The 18,754-nt window shown below is 64.4% G+C and carries 17 protein-coding genes; 9 read left to right on the forward strand and 8 right to left on the reverse strand.

From position 1 onward, the window contains the following. A complete protein-coding gene (locus tag DN387_RS13230) occupies positions 1-573 on the reverse strand; it encodes a CsiV family protein (RefSeq protein WP_054916188.1) in 573 nt (190 codons plus the stop codon). A 10-nt stretch (positions 574-583) separates the two neighbouring features. Then, positions 584-4,033 carry a transcription-repair coupling factor gene (gene mfd, locus DN387_RS13235; protein ID WP_043864558.1) on the reverse strand — a complete coding sequence of 1,150 codons (3,450 nt, stop codon included), beginning with the start codon at positions 4,031-4,033 and terminating at the stop codon, positions 584-586. A 180-nt stretch (positions 4,034-4,213) separates the two neighbouring features. Between mfd and DN387_RS13240 the strand changes: the two genes are divergently transcribed. The 3 genes from DN387_RS13240 to sthA all read left to right on the forward strand — a co-directional run bounded on the left by DN387_RS13240 (position 4,214) and on the right by sthA (position 8,337). After that, positions 4,214-5,677, forward strand: a complete 1,464-nt coding sequence (locus DN387_RS13240) for a glyceraldehyde-3-phosphate dehydrogenase (RefSeq protein ID WP_043864557.1) — start codon at positions 4,214-4,216, stop codon at positions 5,675-5,677. Between the two features lie 166 nt (positions 5,678-5,843). Further along, positions 5,844-6,755 (forward strand): FAD:protein FMN transferase, encoded by a 912-nt coding sequence (locus tag DN387_RS13245; RefSeq protein WP_082405779.1) that lies wholly within the window; start codon positions 5,844-5,846, stop codon positions 6,753-6,755. 187 nt (positions 6,756-6,942) lie between these two features. Next, positions 6,943-8,337: a Si-specific NAD(P)(+) transhydrogenase gene (gene sthA / locus DN387_RS13250; RefSeq protein ID WP_043864555.1), complete on the forward strand. Its 1,395-nt coding sequence runs from the start codon at positions 6,943-6,945 to the stop codon at positions 8,335-8,337. Positions 8,338-8,379: 42 nt separating this feature from the next. Here sthA and DN387_RS13255 read toward each other — a convergent pair whose 3' ends face one another. Beyond that, positions 8,380-9,102 (reverse strand): glycerophosphodiester phosphodiesterase, encoded by a 723-nt coding sequence (locus tag DN387_RS13255; RefSeq protein WP_043864554.1) that lies wholly within the window; start codon positions 9,100-9,102, stop codon positions 8,380-8,382. Positions 9,103-9,129: 27 nt separating this feature from the next. Then, positions 9,130-9,717, reverse strand: coding sequence for a PilZ domain-containing protein (locus DN387_RS13260; RefSeq protein WP_043864553.1), 588 nt, complete (start codon positions 9,715-9,717; stop codon positions 9,130-9,132). A 94-nt stretch (positions 9,718-9,811) separates the two neighbouring features. On the opposite strand from DN387_RS13260, the gene DN387_RS13265 reads away from it, so the two are divergent. The 3 genes from DN387_RS13265 (at position 9,812) to DN387_RS13275 (ending at position 13,070) form a co-directional block, all read left to right on the forward strand. Then, positions 9,812-11,062, forward strand: a complete 1,251-nt coding sequence (locus tag DN387_RS13265; RefSeq protein ID WP_054916186.1) for a lipoprotein-releasing ABC transporter permease subunit — start codon at positions 9,812-9,814, stop codon at positions 11,060-11,062. 7 nt (positions 11,063-11,069) lie between these two features. Beyond that, entirely contained in the window at positions 11,070-11,753 is a 684-nt protein-coding gene (lolD, locus tag DN387_RS13270) for a lipoprotein-releasing ABC transporter ATP-binding protein LolD (protein WP_177332997.1), read from the forward strand. 72 nt (positions 11,754-11,825) lie between these two features. Continuing rightward, positions 11,826-13,070, forward strand: a complete 1,245-nt coding sequence (locus tag DN387_RS13275) for a lipoprotein-releasing ABC transporter permease subunit (RefSeq protein ID WP_043864660.1) — start codon at positions 11,826-11,828, stop codon at positions 13,068-13,070. A gap of 102 nt (positions 13,071-13,172) precedes the next feature. Here the strand turns inward: DN387_RS13275 and DN387_RS13280 are convergent, their stop codons facing one another. Together DN387_RS13280 and DN387_RS13285 are read right to left on the reverse strand one after the other, a co-directional pair. Next, positions 13,173-14,531, reverse strand: a complete 1,359-nt coding sequence (locus tag DN387_RS13280) for a heavy metal sensor histidine kinase (RefSeq protein WP_054916184.1) — start codon at positions 14,529-14,531, stop codon at positions 13,173-13,175. After that, positions 14,528-15,208 (reverse strand): heavy metal response regulator transcription factor, encoded by a 681-nt coding sequence (locus tag DN387_RS13285; protein ID WP_054916183.1) that lies wholly within the window; start codon positions 15,206-15,208, stop codon positions 14,528-14,530. The genes DN387_RS13280 and DN387_RS13285 overlap by 4 nt, the downstream gene beginning before the upstream one ends. A 152-nt stretch (positions 15,209-15,360) precedes the next feature. On the opposite strand from DN387_RS13285, the gene DN387_RS13290 reads away from it, so the two are divergent. Together DN387_RS13290 and queF are read left to right on the forward strand one after the other, a co-directional pair. Further along, positions 15,361-15,897: a plastocyanin/azurin family copper-binding protein gene (locus tag DN387_RS13290; RefSeq protein ID WP_054916182.1), complete on the forward strand. Its 537-nt coding sequence runs from the start codon at positions 15,361-15,363 to the stop codon at positions 15,895-15,897. Positions 15,898-15,954: 57 nt separating this feature from the next. Continuing rightward, positions 15,955-16,785: an NADPH-dependent 7-cyano-7-deazaguanine reductase QueF gene (gene queF / locus DN387_RS13295; RefSeq protein WP_054916181.1), complete on the forward strand. Its 831-nt coding sequence runs from the start codon at positions 15,955-15,957 to the stop codon at positions 16,783-16,785. A gap of 49 nt (positions 16,786-16,834) precedes the next feature. Here the strand turns inward: queF and DN387_RS13300 are convergent, their stop codons facing one another. After that, positions 16,835-17,098: a DUF4404 family protein gene (locus DN387_RS13300; RefSeq protein WP_043864546.1), complete on the reverse strand. Its 264-nt coding sequence runs from the start codon at positions 17,096-17,098 to the stop codon at positions 16,835-16,837. Between the two features lie 124 nt (positions 17,099-17,222). After that, complete coding sequence (locus tag DN387_RS13305; protein WP_054916180.1) at positions 17,223-17,810, reverse strand: hypothetical protein; 588 nt, start codon at positions 17,808-17,810, stop codon at positions 17,223-17,225. A 206-nt stretch (positions 17,811-18,016) separates the two neighbouring features. Between DN387_RS13305 and DN387_RS13310 the strand changes: the two genes are divergently transcribed. Continuing rightward, positions 18,017-18,721: a VacJ family lipoprotein gene (locus tag DN387_RS13310; protein ID WP_043864544.1), complete on the forward strand. Its 705-nt coding sequence runs from the start codon at positions 18,017-18,019 to the stop codon at positions 18,719-18,721. Positions 18,722-18,754: the final 33 nt, after the last annotated feature.

An 18,754-nucleotide genomic window follows, 5' to 3' on the forward strand; every position in this document is an offset into this window, starting at 1 on the left:
CTACTGTTCCATCATCTCCGCTTCAGCAGGAGAGGTGGTGCGTGTGCCGGCGGCGATCACTTTGAACAGTACCGCCAGGTGCCCGCCATCGAGGAAGGTCAGTTCGTTGTTCTTCACCGAGCTGTTGACCTGCCTGAGCTGTTCGCTCTGGATCACGCTGCCATTGCCATCGAGCTGGTTGACCCAGAAGTTGGCCTGCACTTCGATGAAACGGCCCTGCCTGAGGCTGACATTGCCTTCGACCGGGAAGTGGCCGAACTGCTCCTGGCCCTCGCTGATGGCAACCCGCGACGGTTCGCTGCCTACCTGCTGCTGCCAGGCCTTGTGCAGCAGCACGGTGTAGTTGCTGTCGGCGGCCAGCTTTTCGGCCTGTGCGGTCAGCACCGGCTTGCGCACGTCGTAGTCGCTGGGGGCCTTGGCGCCCTGGCGCCAGTCTTCCGGGGCGAACTGGCTGGTGATCGCGGGCACTGCATTCTGGCGCAGCAGGAACATCTCGACCTGGTACTGGCTGTCGGCAAAGGCGGCCGGCGCAATCAGCGCCAGCAGCAGGGTCAAGCTACGAATTGCACGCATGGATCATCCTTCAAGCAGGTTTCGGGGCGAGTCGTTCGAACAGCGCCTCCACTGTAGTAAAGCGTTCATCGGCGCGTTCCATGGGCACCATGAACTTGAACATCGTCGCGCCTTCGAACTTGTAGCGCTTGGGCTGGCCCTGGATCAGCTTGATCAGCACCAGCGGGTCGACCGGGGTCTCGGCCTCGAATTCCACCCGTCCGCCTTGCGGGCCGGCGTCGACCTTCTTGATGCCCAGCTTCTCGGCCTGCAGCTTGAGCAGGGTCAGGCGCACCAGGTTCTTGGTCGGCTCGGGCAGCAGCCCGAAACGGTCGATCATCTCCACCTGCAGATCCTTCAGGCCATCTTCGTCCACCGCCGAGGCGATGCGCTTGTACAGGATCAGGCGCGCATGCACGTCGGGCAGGTAGTCCTCGGGGATCAGTGCCGGTACGCGCAGGTTGATCTCCGGGCCGCCGCCCAGGGGCTGGTCGAGGTTGGGCTGGGTGCCCTTGCGAATCGCCTTGACGGCGCGTTCGAGCATTTCCATGTAGAGGGTGAAGCCCACCGCCTGGATCTGCCCGCTCTGGCCTTCGCCCAGCAGTTCGCCGGCGCCGCGGATCTCCAGGTCGTTGGTGGCCAGCACGAAGCCTGCGCCCAGGTCCTGGGTATTGGCGATGGCCTCCAGGCGCTTTTCGGCGTCGGGGGTGATCTGCTGGCGTGGGGGCGTCAGCAGGTAGGCATAGGCCTGGTGGTGGCTGCGCCCCACACGGCCGCGCAACTGGTGCAACTGGGCCAGGCCGAACTTGTCGGCACGCTCGATGATGATGGTGTTGGCGCTGGGCACGTCGATGCCGGTCTCGATGATGGTCGAGGCGATCAGCACGTTGAAGCGCTTGTGGTAGAAGTCGCTCATCACCTGTTCGAGTTCGCGTTCGCGCATCTGCCCGTGGCCGATACCGATGCGCGCCTCGGGTACCAGTTCGGCGAGGTCGGCGGCGCACTTCTCGATGCTCTTCACGTCGTTGTGCAGGTAGTACACCTGGCCGCCACGCAGCAGTTCGCGCAGCAGCGCCTCCTTGATGGTGCTCTTGTTCTGCTCCATCACGAAGGTGCGCACCGACAGCCGGCGTGCCGGCGGGGTGGCGATGATCGACAGGTCGCGCATGCCCGCCACCGCCATGTTCAGCGTGCGCGGGATCGGCGTGGCGGTCAGGGTCAGGATGTCGACTTCGCTGCGCAGCGCCTTGAGCTGCTCTTTCTGGCGCACGCCGAACCGGTGTTCCTCGTCGATGATGACCAGGCCCAGGTCCTTGAACTTGACGTCGTCCTGCAGCAGCTTGTGGGTGCCGATGACGATGTCGATCTTGCCTTCGGCGAGGTCCGCCACGGCGGCACCGACTTCCTTGGCCGACTTGAAGCGGCTCATCACTTCGACGGTTACCGGCCAGTCGGCAAAGCGGTCGCGGAAACTGTTGTAGTGCTGCTGGGCGAGCAGGGTGGTGGGCACCAGGATCGCGACCTGGCGCCCGCCGTGCACGGCGATGAAGGCGGCACGCATGGCCACTTCGGTCTTGCCGAAGCCGACATCGCCGCACACCAGGCGGTCCATCGGCTTGGCGGCGAGCATGTCCTCGCGTACCGCTTCGATGGCCGACTGCTGGTCCGGGGTTTCCTCGAACGGGAAGCCGGCACTGAAGGTGGCGTAGTCCACCGACGGGTCGGCAAACGCATAGCCCTTGCGCGCGGCGCGCCGGGCATAGATGTCGAGCAGCTCGGCAGCCACGTCGCGCACTTGTTCGGCTGCCTTGCGCTTGGCCTTCTGCCAGGTCTCGGAGCCCAGACGGTGCAGCGGTGCCAGCGCATCGTCGCTGCCGGTGTAGCGCGCGATCAGGTGCAGGTTGGCCACCGGCACGTACAGCTTGGCGCCTTCGGCGTATTCAAGGGTGAGAAACTCGGCGGCCTGGCCGTCGATCTCCAGTGTCGCCAGGCCCAGGTAGCGGCCCACGCCATGGTCGATATGCACCACCGGGGCGCCTTCGCGCAGCTCGGTAAGGTTCTTGATCACCGCGTCGTTGTTGACGTCGCTGCGCTTCTCGCGCCGCCGCCGCTGCATCACGCGCTGGCCGAACAGCGGGCTCTCGGCAACCAGTGCCAGGGCCGGATCGTCCAGCAGCAGGCCGTCGTCCAGTGGTGCGATGGTGATTGCCAGGCGCTGCTTGCTGGCGACGAACTCGTGCCAGCCATCGACGGTTTGCGGGCGCAGTTTCAGGCGTTCGAGCAGTTCCAGCAGCACTTCGCGGCGCCCGGCCGATTCGGCGGTGAACAGCACGCGGCCGGGGAATTGCTCGAGAAACCCCGACAGCGCCGCCAGGGGCTGGTTGGCCTTGGCTTCGATGGCGAGGTTGGGCAGCGTCTGCGCGGCAAAGCGCTCGCGGCCGGGGCCGGCGTCGATGTCGTCCTGGCTGACCACCACCCGTGGCCAGCCCTTGAGCCGGGCGAAGCAGTCTTCCACCGGCATGAACAGCTCGGCAGGCGGCAGCAGAGGGCGGTTAGGGTCGATGCGCCGCTCTTCATAGCGGTTGCGTACATCGCTCCAGAAGTGCTCGGCGGCCTGTTCCACACCGGGCAGGGAGAACACCTGGGTGTTTTCCGGCAAGTAGTCGAACAGGGTCGAGGTTTCCTCGAAAAACAGCGGCAGGTAGTACTCGATGCCGGCCGGCACGATACCGCTGCTCAGGTCCTGGAAGATCGGGCTGCGGCGAAAATCCACGTCGAAGCGTTCGCGAAAGCGCGCTTTGAAGCGGGTGACTTCGTCTTTTTGCAGCGGGAACTCGCGGGCCGGCAGCAGGCGTACCGAGTCGACCTTGTCGATCGAGCGCTGGCTCTCCGGGTCGAAGGTGCGCAGGGTCTCGATCTCGTCATCGAACAGGTCGATGCGGTACGGCAGCTTGCTGCCCATCGGGAACAGGTCGATCAGGGCACCGCGCACGGCGAACTCGCCATGCTCGTACACGGTGTCGACGCAGCGGTAGCCGCTGGCCTCCAGGCGCGTGCGCATCTGTTCAACATCCAGCTTCTGGCCGATGTCCAGCACCAGGCTGCTGCCCAGCAGAAAGCGCGTGGGCGCCAGGCGGTGCAGTGCGGTGGTGATCGGCACCACGAGGATGCCGTGGTCCAGCTCCGGCAACCGGTACAGGCTGGCGATCCGTTGCGAAATGATGTCCTGGTGCGGCGAGAACAGGTCGTAGGGCAGGGTTTCCCAGTCGGGGAACGGCAGCACGGCCAGTTCCGGGGCGAAGAAACGCAGCTCCTGCTCCAGCCGGTCGGCGCTCTGGCTGTCGGCGGTCAGCAGCAGGGTGAAGCGCTTCGCGGCGCTGGCGGCCTCGGCGATGGCCAGGCTCAGGGCGGCACCGGGCAGGTTGCCCCAGGTGTGTTTGCCGGCACTGGCCGGCAGGTGAGGTAGACGCAGAACAGGCACGGGAGGTCGAGCTCCAAGCGTTGCGACAAAACGCCGATTGTACCGGGCGCGGGGCATTGCTGTCAGGTTTCAGCCGCCTGAATGTGGGGCCCGGATCATGCCGTGCGGCGCCGGCGACAGGCGCTCATTGCTCGAAGCGACGCGGGGCGTCATAATGTAGCCCCTTTTTTCTGTCCCTACATGTGGAAGGTTCCCGTGACTCAGAAGCCCGACCAGTGTCTTGGTGAGTGGATCGATCGTGAAGCGCTTGCAGAAGCGATGATCCCGCTTATCGGTCAGCTCTACCGCAATAACAATGTGGTGAGCTCGATCTATGGCCGTAGCCTGATCAACCGTTCGGTGATCGCGATCCTCAAAGCCCACCGCTTTGCCCGTCATCGCCAGACCGACGAAACCGAACTGTCTGTCCACGAGACATTCCCGCTGCTCAAGGCCATGAGCGAGCTCAAGCTGGGCGCCGCTTCGGTCGACCTGGGCAAGCTGGCCAACAAGTTCAAGCAAGAAGGCAACGGCCGCAGCGCCGAGCAGTTCGTGCGTGAAGAAATGGCCGATGTGGTTGGCCAGCAGAACGCCTCCGCACGCAAGGGCACCGACGTGGTCCTGTACGGCTTCGGTCGTATCGGCCGTCTGCTGGCGCGTATCCTGATCGAGAAGACCGGTGGTGGCGACGGCCTGCGCCTGCGTGCCATCGTGGTACGCAAGGGCGCCGAGAACGACCTGATCAAGCGTGCCAGCCTGCTGCGTCGCGACTCGGTGCACGGTCCGTTCGATGGCACCATCACCATCGACGAAGAAAACAACACCATCACCGCCAACGGCAACCTGATCCAGGTTATCTACGCGAAGAACCCGAGCGAAGTCGACTATACCCAGTACGGTATCGAGAACGCCCTGGTGGTCGACAACACCGGCGTCTGGCGCGATGCCGACGGCCTGGGCCAGCACCTGGCCTGCCCGGGTGCCGCACGCGTTATCCTCACCGCACCGGGCAAGGGCGCGCTGAAGAACATCGTGCACGGTATCAACCACGCCGACATCAGCCCTGACGACAAGATCATCTCGGCGGCTTCCTGCACCACCAACGCCATCGTGCCGGTGCTCAAGGCAGTCAACGACAAGTTCGGCATCGTCAACGGTCACGTCGAAACCGTTCACTCGTACACCAACGACCAGAACCTGATCGACAACTTCCACAAGGGCAGCCGCCGTGGTCGTTCCGCTGCGCTGAACATGGTCATCACCGAGACCGGCGCCGCCACTGCCGCCGCCAAGGCGCTGCCAGTGCTCAAGGGCAAGCTGACCGGTAACGCGATCCGCGTTCCGACGCCGAACGTCTCGATGGCGATCCTGAACCTGAACCTGGAAAAGGCCACCAGCCGCGACGAGATCAACGAGTACCTGCGCCAGATGGCCATGCACTCGGACCTGCACAAGCAGATCGACTTCGTCAGCTCGCAGGAAGTGGTTTCCAGCGACTTCGTCGGCTCGCGTCACGCCGGTGTGGTCGATGCCGAGGCCACCATCTGCAACGACAACCGCGTTGTACTGTACGTTTGGTACGACAACGAGTTCGGTTACAGCTGCCAGGTAGTGCGCGTGATGGAAGACATGGCCGGGGTCAACCCGCCAGCGTTCCCACGCTAAGCATTACGTTGCGTTGATAGAACGGGAGCCTGCGGGTTCCCGTTTTTTTTGGCTTCAGAAAAGGAGGCGTCGTGTGAAAAAGGGATGGGCTGCGCTGCCTGCCCTGGTGGCATTGCTGGTCGGTTGCGAGCACAGGGATTCGATCGAGCGCATCAGTGGCCCGACCATGGGCAGCAGCTACACCGTGCAGTACGTGCGCAAGGCCGGCGGCCCGACGCCTGGGCAGGTGCAGCAGGAGGTCGAGGCGATCCTGCAGGGCATCGACCAGCGCTTCTCCACCTACCGCAGCGATTCACTGGTGGGGCAGTTCAACCAGCTGCCCGCCCACCGCTGCCAGGCGATGCCGGCCGACGTGCTGCAGCTTGTGCGGGTAGGTGAGCAGCTCTCGCGCCAGAGTGACGGGGCCTTCGATCTCACGGTGGAGCCGCTGCTCGACCTGTGGGGCTTCGGGCCCCAGGCGCGTGAAGAGAAGGTGCCCGATGCCCGGCGGCTGGCGCAGGTGCGCGAGCGGGTGGGGTATACCCACTTGCGTATCGAAGGCCAGCAACTGTGCAAGGACGCTGGCGTCGAGGTCGACTTCAACAGCATCGCCGCCGGGCATGCGGTCGACCTGATCGTGGCACGGATGCAAGCTCTGGGGGTCGAAAGCTTTCTGGTGGAAGCTACCGGTGAGCTCAAGGCAATGGGGCGCAAGCCCGATGGCAGTGCCTGGCGCATTGCACTCGAACTGCCGCGCGACGATCTGCAGATAGCCCAGCAGGTGTTGCCGCTGGAGGGGTACGGGGTGTCCACGTCGGGTGACTACCGCAATTATTTCGAGGAGAATGGCCAGCGTTATTCGCATACCTTCGATGCGCGCCTGGGCACCCCGGTTGCCCATGCGTTGGCGGCGGTGACGGTGCTGGCGCCCACTGCGCTGATGGCTGACGGGTACTCGACCCTGTTGCTGATCCTGGGCCCGGAGCAGGGTTGGCGCTTCGCGCTCGAGCATCGGATTGCGGCAGTGTTCGTGAATCGGGTCGAGGGTGGGTTCGTTTCCCGGGCTACGCCAGCATTCAACAGCATTGCGGGGAAATGAAAGGCTTCGCCAGCAAGGCGGCCTACATGTAGTGCAGAGAAAAATAGCCTACGACGCGACCAAGGGTTAATGTGCGCGGCGTTCAAGCTTGATTAGACTGCACCCGAATTTTTGCATGGCGCCGATGGCGGCATGATGTAGCCCCGGAGGTCAATCTGGCATCCGGGCCTGTTCTGAAGGAGTACGCATGGCTGTCTACAACTACGACGTAGTGGTGCTGGGTTCCGGCCCGGCAGGAGAAGGGGCGGCAATGAACGCCGCCAAAGCAGGACGCAAGGTAGCGATGGTCGATAGCCGTCGCCAGGTCGGCGGTAACTGCACCCATCTGGGCACCATCCCGTCCAAGGCCCTGCGTCACTCGGTGCGCCAGATCATGCAGTTCAACACCAACCCGATGTTCCGGGCCATCGGTGAGCCGCGCTGGTTCTCCTTCCCCGACGTGCTCAAAAGCGCCGAGAAGGTCATCTCCAAGCAGGTCGCCTCGCGCACTGGCTACTACGCCCGCAACCGCGTTGACGTGTTCTTCGGCACCGGCAGCTTCGCCGACGAGCAGACCATCGAAGTGGTCTGCGCCAACGGTGTGGTCGAGAAGCTGGTAGCCAAGCACATCATCATCGCCACCGGCTCGCGCCCGTATCGCCCGGCCGATATCGATTTCCACCACCCGCGCATCTACGATAGCGACACCATCCTGAGCCTGGGTCACACCCCGCGCAAACTGATCGTGTACGGCGCCGGCGTCATCGGCTGCGAGTACGCCTCGATCTTCAGCGGCCTGGGCGTGCTGGTGGAGCTGGTGGACAACCGCGGCCAGCTGCTGAGCTTCCTGGACTCGGAAATCTCCCAGGCCCTGAGCTATCACTTCAGCAACAACAACATCACCGTGCGCCACAACGAAGAGTACGAGCGCGTCGAAGGCCTGGACAACGGTGTGATCCTGCACCTGAAGTCGGGCAAGAAGATCAAGGCCGACGCCTTGCTGTGGTGCAACGGGCGTACCGGCAACACCGACCGCCTGGGCCTGGAAAACATCGGCGTGAAGGTCAACAGCCGTGGCCAGATCGAAGTGGACGAGGCCTACCGCACCTGCGTGCCGAACATCTATGGTGCCGGTGACGTGATCGGCTGGCCAAGCCTGGCCAGTGCCGCCCACGACCAGGGCCGCTCGGCCGCCGGCAGCATCGTCGACAATGGCAGCTGGCGCTTCGTCAACGACGTGCCGACCGGCATCTACACCATTCCGGAGATCAGCTCGATCGGCAAGAACGAGCAGGAGCTGACCCAGGCCAAGGTGCCGTACGAAGTGGGCAAGGCGTTCTTCAAGGGCATGGCCCGGGCGCAGATCGCCGGCGAGCCGCAAGGCATGCTCAAGATCCTGTTCCACCGCGAGACGCTGCAGATCCTCGGCGTGCACTGCTTCGGCTACCAGGCCTCGGAGATCGTGCACATCGGTCAGGCGATCATGGGCCAGCCGGGCGAGCAGAACACGTTGAAGTACTTCGTCAACACCACCTTCAACTACCCGACCATGGCCGAAGCCTATCGGGTTGCCGCCTACGACGGTCTCAACCGGCTTTTTTGAGCGGCTCCGGCCGGTGGCCTGAGCCGGCCGGGGAGACCGATTTCAGCGATTCTCGAGGGTGGCGCTGGCCAAACCGGGAAAGTCTGTAATCAGGCTGTCTACGCCGAAGTCGGCGAGTCGGAGCATCAGCGCCGGCTCGTTGACTGTCCACACCGACACATGCAACCCCTGACGCTGGGCCTTGGCCAGGCGCTCGGGGGTGCAGTGCGTCCAGTTCAGCGCCAGCAGTTCGCAACCGTAGTTCTGCGCGACCTTCAACGGGTCGAGCCAGGTGTATTCCGCGACCAGCCCGCGGGACACGTCCGGGGTCAGCTCCAGGGCGGCGCCCAGCACCTCCCGCGAGCTTGAGGTGATGGTGACCTTGTCCAGCAGGCCGAAGCGCTGGGCCATTTCGCGAATCGCCAGCACCGTGGTGGCAGCGCGGGTGCGCGAGGCACTCTTGACCTCCAGCTGCCAGTGGTCGAAATCACATTTCTCGAACAGCTCTTCCAGGCGTGGAATCGGGCAGGGGTTGACCCAGCCCGGGCCGCCCTTGCGCGCATCGTAGGTCACCAGGTCGGCGGCGCTGTGCTCCACCACCTTGCCGCCACGGCCGGTGGTGCGCTTGAGGCTGGGGTCATGAATGACCATCAGCTCGTTGTCGGAGGACAGGTGCAGGTCCAGCTCGCAACGGCGAACGCCGTGGCTCAGGCATTGCTGGAAACTGGTCAGGGTATTCTCGGGGGCTTCGCCCTTGGCGCCGCGGTGGCCGTAAATCAGGGTCACGTTCGTTCCTTCAAGCAAGACGGAAAATCAGGAGGCAGGCGGGGTGTTCTGTTCCAGTGCCTGGCGGCGTTGCAGTGCCTGTTTCTGCAGGATATAGCGCGCCAGCAACTGGCGCTGGGCGTCGGTCATCTCGACGAATTCGGCGCCGATGTCGAACAGGCCGTCAGCGGCCTTGTCGCAGTGGGTCACCTTGGCCCGCAGCAGCAGGCCCAGGGCCTGGGGCATCAGCACCATCTTCACCGAGACGCGGCTGCCGGCGGTGATGGCCTGGGCCTGGTGCACCTCGACGCCACCTTCGGAGAGAGTCACCGGGCGCGCCTCGCCGATCTGCCCCAGCAGGGTTTGCGCAACCACGGCGCTGAGCAGGTCGATGCGTTTGTTCTGGGCCTTGAGAAAGGCTGCCAGGGTGCGGTCCTTGTCACTGAGCTGGCGCAGCAGGTGCTGGGACTCGAACTCGCTCAGGTGCAGTTCGCTGAGCAGGTTGAAGAGCGGTGAAGCATCTTGCAACAACTCGCCGCCCAAGGCCTCGGCGGCGCTCAGAGGGGTAATTTCCAGTGCGATCCTGTCCTCGATACGGTAGTATTCGCGGCGATCTTCTTCATCTAATGTCGACATGGCGAACCCATGGTAGCGGCGGTGGTCTGAGTGTAAAGCTGCTATTCAAGCCCCGCCACAAGGACGTTCCTCTTTCCTCCGAACAAGCCCCGACATGTTCAGACCTCTTTTCGTATTTATCGGTACGCGTTACACCCGTGCCAAACGTCGCAATCACTTCGTCTCGTTCATTTCGCTGACCTCGATGATCGGCCTCGCCCTGGGCGTGGTGGTGATGATCGTGGTGCTGTCGGTGATGAATGGCTTCGATCATGAAATGCGTACCCGCGTATTGGGCATGGTGCCCCATGCCACCCTCGAGACCGGACAGCCGATCAGCGACTGGCCAGCCCTTGCCGATACAGTAAAGCAGAACCCGGCGGTGCTGGCGGTGGCGCCGTTCACCCAGATGCAGGGCCTGCTGACCCATGACGGCAAGGTACAGAAGGTGCTGCTCAACGGTATTGACCCGGCGCAAGAGCGCAAGGTGTCGATCATCGACGACTTCGTGCGCGAGGGTAAGCTCGACGCGCTGGCGCCGGGCAGCTTCGGCATCATGATCGGCGACAAGGCCGCAGCCAAGCTGGGCGTGGGCATCGGCGACAAGCTGACCTTCGTCGCCCCCGAGGTTACCGTGACCCCGGCCGGCATGTTCCCGCGCATGAAGCGCTTCACCGTGGTCGGCATCTTCCACGTGGGCGCCGGCGAGATCGACGGCTACCTGGGCCTGACCAACCTGTCGGACCTGTCGCGCCTGCACCGCTGGAAGGCCGACCAGGTGCAGGGCCTGCGCCTGAAGTTCGACGACCTGTTCCAGGCACCCCGCGAGGCCTGGAACATCGCCCAGAAGCTGGGCGAGCACGAGTTCTACGCCCGTGACTGGACCCGCAGCCACGGCAACCTGTACCAGGCCATCCGCATGGAAAAAGCCATGATCGGCCTGCTGTTGCTGCTGATTGTCGCGGTGGCGGCGTTCAACATCATTTCCACCCTGGTGATGGTGGTCAACGACAAGAAGGGCGACATCGCCATCTTGCGCACGCTGGGCTCCACGCCGGGCCAGATCATGGCCATCTTCATGGTGCAGGGCACCGTGATCGGCGTGGTCGGCACCCTGATCGGCGCCGTGGTCGGCATCGCCGCCGCGCTCAACGTGAGTGCAGCGATTGCCGGCCTCGAGCGGTTGATGGGGCACAAGTTCCTCAACGCCGACGTGTACTTCATCGACTACCTGCCGTCCCAGGTCATGGCCGAAGACGTGTGGATGGTCTGCGGTGCGGCGCTGGTCCTGAGTTTCCTCGCCACCCTGTATCCGGCCTGGCGTGCGGCGCGCACCCAGCCTGCGGAGGCGCTACGTTATGAGTGAGTTGGGCATGAGTGATAAAGCAGTGCTGAGTTGCCGCAACCTGGGCAAGTCCTACGAGGAAGGCCCGGAGTCGGTGCAAGTGTTGTCGGGCCTGCAGCTGGAGCTGTACCCGGGTGAGCGTGTGGCGATCGTCGGCAGTTCAGGGTCGGGCAAGAGTACCTTGCTCAACCTGCTGGGTGGCCTCGATACCCCGACCCAGGGCAGCGTATGGCTGGCCGGTGAAGAGCTGTCGGCGCTGGGCGAGCGTGCACGTGGCCTGCTGCGCAACCGCGCACTGGGCTTCGTCTACCAGTTCCACCACCTGCTGCCGGAGTTCACCGCGCTGGAGAACGTGTGCATGCCGCTGCTGATCGGCCGCACGCCGATCCCCGAGGCGCGCGAACGTGCCGAGGCGCTGCTCACGCGTGTCGGCCTGGGCCATCGCCTGACGCACAAGCCATCCGAGCTGTCCGGCGGCGAGCGCCAGCGCGTGGCGATTGCCCGGGCGCTGGTCAACCGGCCCGGGCTGGTGATGCTCGACGAGCCTACCGGCAACCTCGACCACCACACCGCACAGGGCATCCAGGACCTGATGCAGGAGCTGAGCAGCTCCTCGCAGACCGCGTTCCTGGTGGTGACCCACGACCTCAACCTGGCGCGGCAGATGGACCGTGTGCTGCGCCTGGAAGACGGGCGTCTGGTTTCGATCTGACCTGGCAGTACAGGTGGCCCGCCGTGCATGGCGGGCCCCTTGTCTCTTTTCTTTACCTGGGTGCTTCAGTTCATGTTCAGACCCTTGTCAATTTTCATCGGTGCGCGTTACACCCGTGCCAAGCGCCGCAACCACTTCATCTCGTTCATCTCGATGACCTCGATGATCGGCCTGTCCCTGGGCGTGCTGGCGATGATCGTGGTGCTGTCGGTGATGAACGGCTTCCAGCGTGAAATGAGTGCGCGGATCCTGGGCATGGTGCCGCATGCCGCCGTGCTGGGCGCCCAGCCGCTGGACAACTGGCAGGCGGTGGCCGATGCCGCGTTGAAGAACCCCGAAGTGCTGGCCGCTGCGCCGCTGACCGAGATGGAAGGCATGCTCTCCTACAAGGGCGCGATGCAGCCGATCCAGATCAGCGGCATCGACCCTGCGCAGGAAGGCAAGGTCTCGATCGTGGCCGACCACATCGTTCAGGGCCGACTCGACGACCTCAAGCCGGGCGAGTTCGGCGTGGTGGTAGGCGAGATGACGGCGCGTCGGTTTGGCCTCAGGGTCGGTGACAAGCTGACCCTGATCGTGCCCGAGGTGAGCACCGCACCCGGCGGCATCACCCCGCGCATGCAGCGCCTCAACGTGGTCGGCGTGTTCAAGGTGGGCGCCGAGCTGGATGGCTCCATGGGCCTGATCCACATGGCCGATGCGGCGAGCATGCAGCGCTGGGCGCCGAACCAGGTGCAGGGCGTGCGGCTCAAGGTCAAGGACCTGTATGCCGCGCCGCAGGTGTCCAGGGCGATAGTGGGCGAACTGGGCGAGCAGTACCGCGCCGATGACTGGACCCACACCCAAGGCAGCCTGTTCAGTGCCATGAAAATGGAAAAGACCATGATCGGCCTGCTGCTGATGATGATCATTGCGGTGGCGGCGTTCAACATCATCGCCACCCTGATCATGGTGGTGAACGACAAGGGCGCGGACATCGCCATCCTGCGTACCATCGGCGCGACGCCGGCGCAGATCATGGGCACGTTCATGGTGCAGGGCAGCCTGATCGGTGTGGTGGGCACCTTGATCGGTGGTGTGCTCGGTGTGATCGCGGCGCTCAATGTGAGCCAGATCGTCGGCTGGCTGGAGCGGGTCAGCGGGCAGCATATCTTTACCTCGGACGTGTACTTCATCAGTACGCTGCCATCGGAACTGCAATGGGGCGATGTGGCGCTGATCTGCACGGCGGGGTTGGTGATGAGCTTTCTGGCCACCCTGTATCCGGCGTGGCGTGCTTCGCAGGTCGAGCCGGCGTACGCCTTGCGGTACGAGTGATGCCACCGCTCTTGTAGGAGCCGGCGTTTCCGGCGAAGCGGACACACTGCCTGGCCATGTTCAGGCATGTCGCATGCGCCGATTCGCCGGCAACGCCGGCTTCTACAGGGCTGCGTTGTGTTCCGGCAAGTCGATCAGGAACCGCGTCCACCCCTGCGCCGATTCGGCACTGATCACCCCACCGTGCGCCTGCACGATCGAACGGGTGATCGCCAGCCCCAGCCCGGCGTGTTCGCTGCTGCCTTCCCGGCGTGCCGGGTCGGCCCGGTAGAACCGGTCGAACAGCCGCGGCAATAGCGCGGTATCGATCGGCGCCCCGCGATTGGCCACCACCAGGCGAACCCTGCCATCACCCTGCGCAATCTCGACCCGTATCTCGCCCTGTGCCGGGGTAAAGCGCAGCGCGTTGTCCAGCAGGTTGGACAGGGCCCGTCGCAGCATGTTGCGGTCTCCCGTCAGCTCGGCCAGCCCTTCGCGGCTCAGGCTGATCTGTGCATCCTCGGCCAATGGCGCGTAGTACTCGATCAAGGCATCGGCCTCCTGGTCCAGCGCCAGGGGCTCGCGATTGGGCATCAGCAGGCCGTGGTCGGCCTTGGCCAGGTACAGCATGTCGTTGACCAGTTGCGCCATCCATTGCAGTTCCTCGAGGTTGCCGTGCAATGCCTCGCGGTACTCCTCCAGGCTGCGCGGGCGGGTGAGGGTGACCTGGGTGTGGGTCAGCAGGTTGGACAGCGGCGTGCGCAGCTCGTGGGCAATGTCGGCCGAGAAGGCCGACAGGCGCTGGAAGGCATCGTCCAGACGTTCGAGCATGGCATTCATGGTGCCGGCCAGTTGCGCCAGCTCTGGCGGCATCTGGGCCTGGGGCAGGCGTGTGGTCAGCGAGCGCGCCGAAACGCCGGCTGCCACCTCGCCCATCCGGCGCAGCGGACGCAAGCCACGGCGCACGGCCCAGGCACCGAGCAGCGCGGTGGCCAGCGCCGAAAGGCCCATCGTCAGCCAGATCAGGCGCTGCATGCGTTGCAGAAAGTGCTGGTGGTGGGTGATATCCAGAAACAGAGTGAGCCGGCTGCCGCCTTCAAGCACCACGCACAGGCTGCGAAAATCCATGCCCTCGCTGCGCAGGGTGCTCAGGCCCGGTATGTCGGGTGCGTCAGGCAGGCCGGGGCGGCTGGCAAACCACTGCGCCCCGTCGCTGCCACGAATGCGCAGTGCAAGGTCGGCCTGGTGGCTCAGTTCGCCGCGCAGCAGCGGTAGCCGCGCTGCCAGGCTCGGGCGGTCGTGCACGCCAACGAGCGCCTGGCGCAGTACCGACAGACGACTGTCGAGCAACTGCTGATCGAGCTCGATGAAGTGCGCCTCGCTGGCCCGGCTGAACAGGAGCCCCGCCGTCAGTGACACCGCCGCCGTGCAGGCGGCGAACAACAGCGCCAGGCGTGCGCCCAGGGACAATCTGCGCATCACGCCGGGCGCTCCTCGAGCACGTAGCCCATGCCGCGCACGGTGTGGATCAGCTTGTTGTCGTGGCCATCGTCGACCTTCAGGCGCAGGCGCCGGATCGCCACTTCGATCACGTTGGTGTCGCTGTCGAAGTTCATGTCCCACACCTGCGAGGCGATCAGCGATTTGGGCAGCACCTCGCCCTGGCGGCGCAGCAGCAGTTCGAGCAGGGCGAACTCTTTGGCGGTGAGGTCGATGCGTGCCCCGGCGCGTTCCACCCGGCGGCGAATCAGGTCCAGGCGCAGGTCGGCCAGGTTCAGGGTGGTTTCCTGGGGCGGGCTGGCGCCGCGGCGCAGCAGGGTGCGGACCCGCGCCAGCAGTTCGGAGAACGCAAAGGGTTTGATCAGGTAGTCGTCGGCGCCCAGTTCCAGGCCATGCACGCGGTCCTCTACCGCATCGCGGGCCGTGAGGAACAGCACCGGGGTGTCGAAGCCGGCCTCGCGCACGGCCTGCAGAATCTGCCAGCCGTCACGCCCGGGGAGCATCACGTCGAGAATCAGCAGGTCGTAGTCGCCGCTCAGGGCCAGGTGCTGACCGGTATCGCCGTCGGTGGCCAGTTCGGTGCTGAAGCCGGCTTCGTTGAGGCCCTGGCGCAGGTAGAGGCCGGTCTTGGGCTGGTCTTCGATGATCAACAGTTTCATGGGCTTCTCGGCAGCGTTGGGGGCTGGGTTTATACCCTGTGGCAGGGTGCGCGGGGCAAAGCTGACAAAGTTGTAATGTTTTCGTCAGGTGGTTGCCAGCGGCAGTTTTCTACAGTGCGGGGCATGAGCTTGCACATGATAGAGGATGCACGATGAAACGCTTGATGATCGCGAGCGCCCTGGCGCTGTGGAGCCTGCCGCTGCTGGCGGCACCCGGGCACGAGTACGCCTTCGGCAAGCCGGCTGCGGCGGCGCAGGCCACGCGCACGGTGGAGGTCGTGATGGGCGACATGTACTTCGAGCCGCGCGCGCTGCAGGTCAAGGCCGGCGAAACGGTGCGTTTCGTGCTGGTGAACAACGGCCAGGTGCCCCACGAGTTCAACCTGGGGGATGCGGCCATGCACGCCCGGCACCAGCAGGAGATGCTCGCCATGCAGGGGCAGATGGATCATTCGGCAATGGGACATGGCGGCATGAATCATGGCGGTATGAATCATGGCGGTGATGATCATGGTGCGATGGGTAGCGGCGACATGCAGCATGACGACCCGAACATGGTGATGGTGGCGCCGGGCAAGCGCGCCGAACTGACCTGGACTTTCAGCCAGAGCACGCCGATCGAGTTCGCCTGCAACGTGCCGGGGCATTACCAGGCCGGCATGGTGGGCAAGCTGACTATCGCCAAATGACCAATGCAGCGCGCAAACCCGATAAACTAGACCAATTTCGTCCTTCAGGTTTGAGCCATGCATCCCGCCGCCGAACATTCGCCACTGGGCAAGTCCAGTGAATACATCAGCACCTACACGCCGTCGCTGCTGTTCCCCATCCCGCGTGCAGCCAAATGGGCCGAGCTTGGGGTCACCGCGCAAACGTTGCCGTGGTCGGGTGTGGATTACTGGAACTGCTTCGAGCTGTCCTGGTTGCTGCCTTCGGGCAAGCCGGTGGTGGCCATCGGCGAGTTCGCCATCCCGGCCGATTCGCCGGCCATCATCGAGTCCAAGTCGTTCAAGCTGTACCTGAACTCGCTGAACCAGACCGAGTTCGCCTCGGCGCAGGCGGTGCAGGCCTGTCTGGTCAAGGACCTGTCTGCGGCAGCCGGCAAGCCGGTAGGGGTGCGTATCCGCAGCCTGGCCGAGGTTCAGCGCGAGGGTGTGATGGCGCTGCCGGGCACCTGCATCGATGACCTGGAGGTCAGCATCAGCAACTACGAGCAGCCGCAACCGGAGCTGCTGCGCTGCGATGCCGAGCGTGTGGTGGAAGAAACCCTGCACAGCCATCTGCTCAAATCCAACTGCCCGGTGACCGGGCAGCCGGACTGGGGCAGCGTGACTGTCCATTACCGTGGCGCGGCGCTGGACCATGCCAGCCTGCTGACCTACCTGATCAGCTTCCGTCAGCATGCCGACTTCCACGAGCAATGCGTGGAACGTATCTACCTGGACCTCAAGCGCCTGCTCAACCCCGAAACCCTCACGGTGTATGCGCGCTACGTGCGCCGGGGCGGGCTGGACATCAACCCGTACCGCAGCACCGGGCCGGTCACCCTGAAGAACCTGCGCCTGGTTCGCCAGTAACGAAAAAGCCCCGTCCAGTGTGACGGGGCTTTCGTTTTTGCCGCAGGGTTCAGATGCCCATGCTTTGCAGGCTCTGAACGATGTTGCGCAGGGTGGCGGTCAGGCCCGGGTGCTCGACTTCGAAACGTTCGACGGCGAGGTTGACGCCGTCGACCAGGTTGTTGTCCGGGGTTACGGCCTCCAGTTCGATTTTTGCTTGGATCTGCGCCATCAGTTCGTGCAGCTCGACACGCTCCTGTTCCGAGAGCGGTGGGTTTTGCTCCAGTTGCTCGCGCAGGGCGTCGAGTTGCGCTTGAAGTTCGCGGGCAGGCATGGGTGTTCTCCCTCTATGAATAGGCTCAGACATGGACCCCGCGCGCGGGCGAAAGGTCCGTGCCTCGCTGTTCAGGTTAATCCACCCGGCGCCGCTTTGCATGACCCTGATCAATGTGCCTGTATCAGGGTTTTTCGCCCTTGAGGCGGCGCAGGCCAATATCGGCCAGGCAATCGGCCAGTTGTTCCAGCTGGTCGATCACCGAATGCACCCCCAGCCCGAACAGGTGAACGGTAGCCTTGCCTCGCTTGAGTTCGCGCTCGCGTTCCTCCAGTGCCTGCCAGGTAGCCTCGTCCAGCCCGCACAGCGAGCCGCACGAGGCCAGGCCCACGGTCCACAGCCCGGCGTTGAGCCCGGCCTGCAGCAGGCGCGGCTCGCCGCTGACCAGCACGCAGCCATCGAGCCGGTCGGCCTTGAGCTGCATCAGGGCGTGCCAGCAGGCATCCGGCGCGGGCCAGGGCGCGTGGCCGGTGGTATCCGGTCGGCGCACCCAGGCGGGCAGCGCCTGGCTCAGGTGCTGGCCCAGGGCAGCCGGCAGTTCGTCGAGCCAGGCACAGGGCACGCCGTGTTCCCGCAGCCAGTGCAGGGCGGGCAGGGCGCCTGGTGTAGGCCTGGCCGGTGCGTTGCCGGGCGCCTGGCATCGTGCGCCGAAGTCGACCAGGCAGCCGCGCAGGCCGAACAGCACGGCGGTGAAGGCGGGGGAATGGGGCATGGCAACGTCCCTGAAATAACCAGCAAGGCTAACGTCGGGGTGTGACCGTGGCGTGACGCTTTGATGACCTTCAGGCGGCTTTCACAAAATATCGACGCAGGTTGGAGGAAGCTGCCTAATCTGCCAGAGAGGCTTTATACTTGTTTCCTTTTGGCTGTCGACGGCCTGATGCCGGCGCAGTGCAATGTTTGCCTAGGAGAAATTTTATGCGTGGGATCGGTGCTGGCGTGATCGATCGTATGACCCGTGCCTGTGTCTGCGCGAGCCTGCTGCTGGCGCCGGTACTGGCCCAGGCGGCGACCGAGGAAGACCCGTGGGAGAGCATCAACCGGCCGATCTTCCGGTTCAACGACACGATCGATACCTACGCGCTCAAGCCGCTGGCCCAGGGCTACCAGTGGGTGACGCCGCAGTTTCTCGAGGACGGCATCCACAACATGTTCCGCAACCTCGGTGACGTGACCAACCTTGCCAACAACGTGTTGCAGCTCAAGCCCCACGCAGCCGGCGTGGATACCGCGCGGTTGATCGTCAACACCACCTTCGGCCTGGCCGGCTTCTTCGATGTGGGTACCAAGATGGGCCTGCAGCGCAGCGACGAGGACTTCGGCCAGACCCTCGGCTACTGGGGTGTAGGCAGTGGCCCGTACGTGATGCTGCCGCTGCTTGGGCCGAGCACCGTGCGCGATGCGATCGCCAAGTACCCGGACACCTACACCGAACCCTACCGCTACATGGACCATGTGCCCACCCGCAATACCGCAATCGCGGTGGACGTGGTGGACACCCGTGCCAGCCTGCTGTCGGCCGAGAAGATGATCCGTGGCGACAAGTACAGCTTCATCCGCAACGCCTACCTGCAGAACCGCGAGTTCAAGGTCAAGGACGGGGATGTAAAAGACGATTTCTGATCGTGATGCATGAAAAAGGCGGCCATGGCCGCC

The organism is Pseudomonas sp. FBF18 (assembly GCF_024261405.1).
Classification (GTDB): domain Bacteria; phylum Pseudomonadota; class Gammaproteobacteria; order Pseudomonadales; family Pseudomonadaceae; genus Aquipseudomonas; species Aquipseudomonas palmensis.

What these genes read in the sequence shown, in the direction of transcription:
- DN387_RS13230 (WP_054916188.1), bottom strand. Translation starts at nt 573, where the DNA reads ATGCGTGCAATTCGTAGCTTGACCCTGCTGCTGGCGCTGATTGCGCCG.
- DN387_RS13290 (WP_054916182.1), top strand. Translation starts at nt 15,361, where the DNA reads ATGAAACGCTTGATGATCGCGAGCGCCCTGGCGCTGTGGAGCCTGCCG.
- DN387_RS13285 (WP_054916183.1), bottom strand. Translation starts at nt 15,208, where the DNA reads ATGAAACTGTTGATCATCGAAGACCAGCCCAAGACCGGCCTCTACCTG.
- lolD (WP_177332997.1), top strand. Translation starts at nt 11,070, where the DNA reads ATGAGTGATAAAGCAGTGCTGAGTTGCCGCAACCTGGGCAAGTCCTAC.
- DN387_RS13300 (WP_043864546.1), bottom strand. Translation starts at nt 17,098, where the DNA reads ATGCCTGCCCGCGAACTTCAAGCGCAACTCGACGCCCTGCGCGAGCAA.
- DN387_RS13240 (WP_043864557.1), top strand. Translation starts at nt 4,214, where the DNA reads ATGTGGAAGGTTCCCGTGACTCAGAAGCCCGACCAGTGTCTTGGTGAG.
- DN387_RS13260 (WP_043864553.1), bottom strand. Translation starts at nt 9,717, where the DNA reads ATGTCGACATTAGATGAAGAAGATCGCCGCGAATACTACCGTATCGAG.
- DN387_RS13305 (WP_054916180.1), bottom strand. Translation starts at nt 17,810, where the DNA reads ATGCCCCATTCCCCCGCCTTCACCGCCGTGCTGTTCGGCCTGCGCGGC.
- sthA (WP_043864555.1), top strand. Translation starts at nt 6,943, where the DNA reads ATGGCTGTCTACAACTACGACGTAGTGGTGCTGGGTTCCGGCCCGGCA.
- DN387_RS13310 (WP_043864544.1), top strand. Translation starts at nt 18,017, where the DNA reads ATGCGTGGGATCGGTGCTGGCGTGATCGATCGTATGACCCGTGCCTGT.
- DN387_RS13245 (WP_082405779.1), top strand. Translation starts at nt 5,844, where the DNA reads ATGGGCAGCAGCTACACCGTGCAGTACGTGCGCAAGGCCGGCGGCCCG.
- DN387_RS13275 (WP_043864660.1), top strand. Translation starts at nt 11,826, where the DNA reads ATGTTCAGACCCTTGTCAATTTTCATCGGTGCGCGTTACACCCGTGCC.
- DN387_RS13265 (WP_054916186.1), top strand. Translation starts at nt 9,812, where the DNA reads ATGTTCAGACCTCTTTTCGTATTTATCGGTACGCGTTACACCCGTGCC.
- queF (WP_054916181.1), top strand. Translation starts at nt 15,955, where the DNA reads ATGCATCCCGCCGCCGAACATTCGCCACTGGGCAAGTCCAGTGAATAC.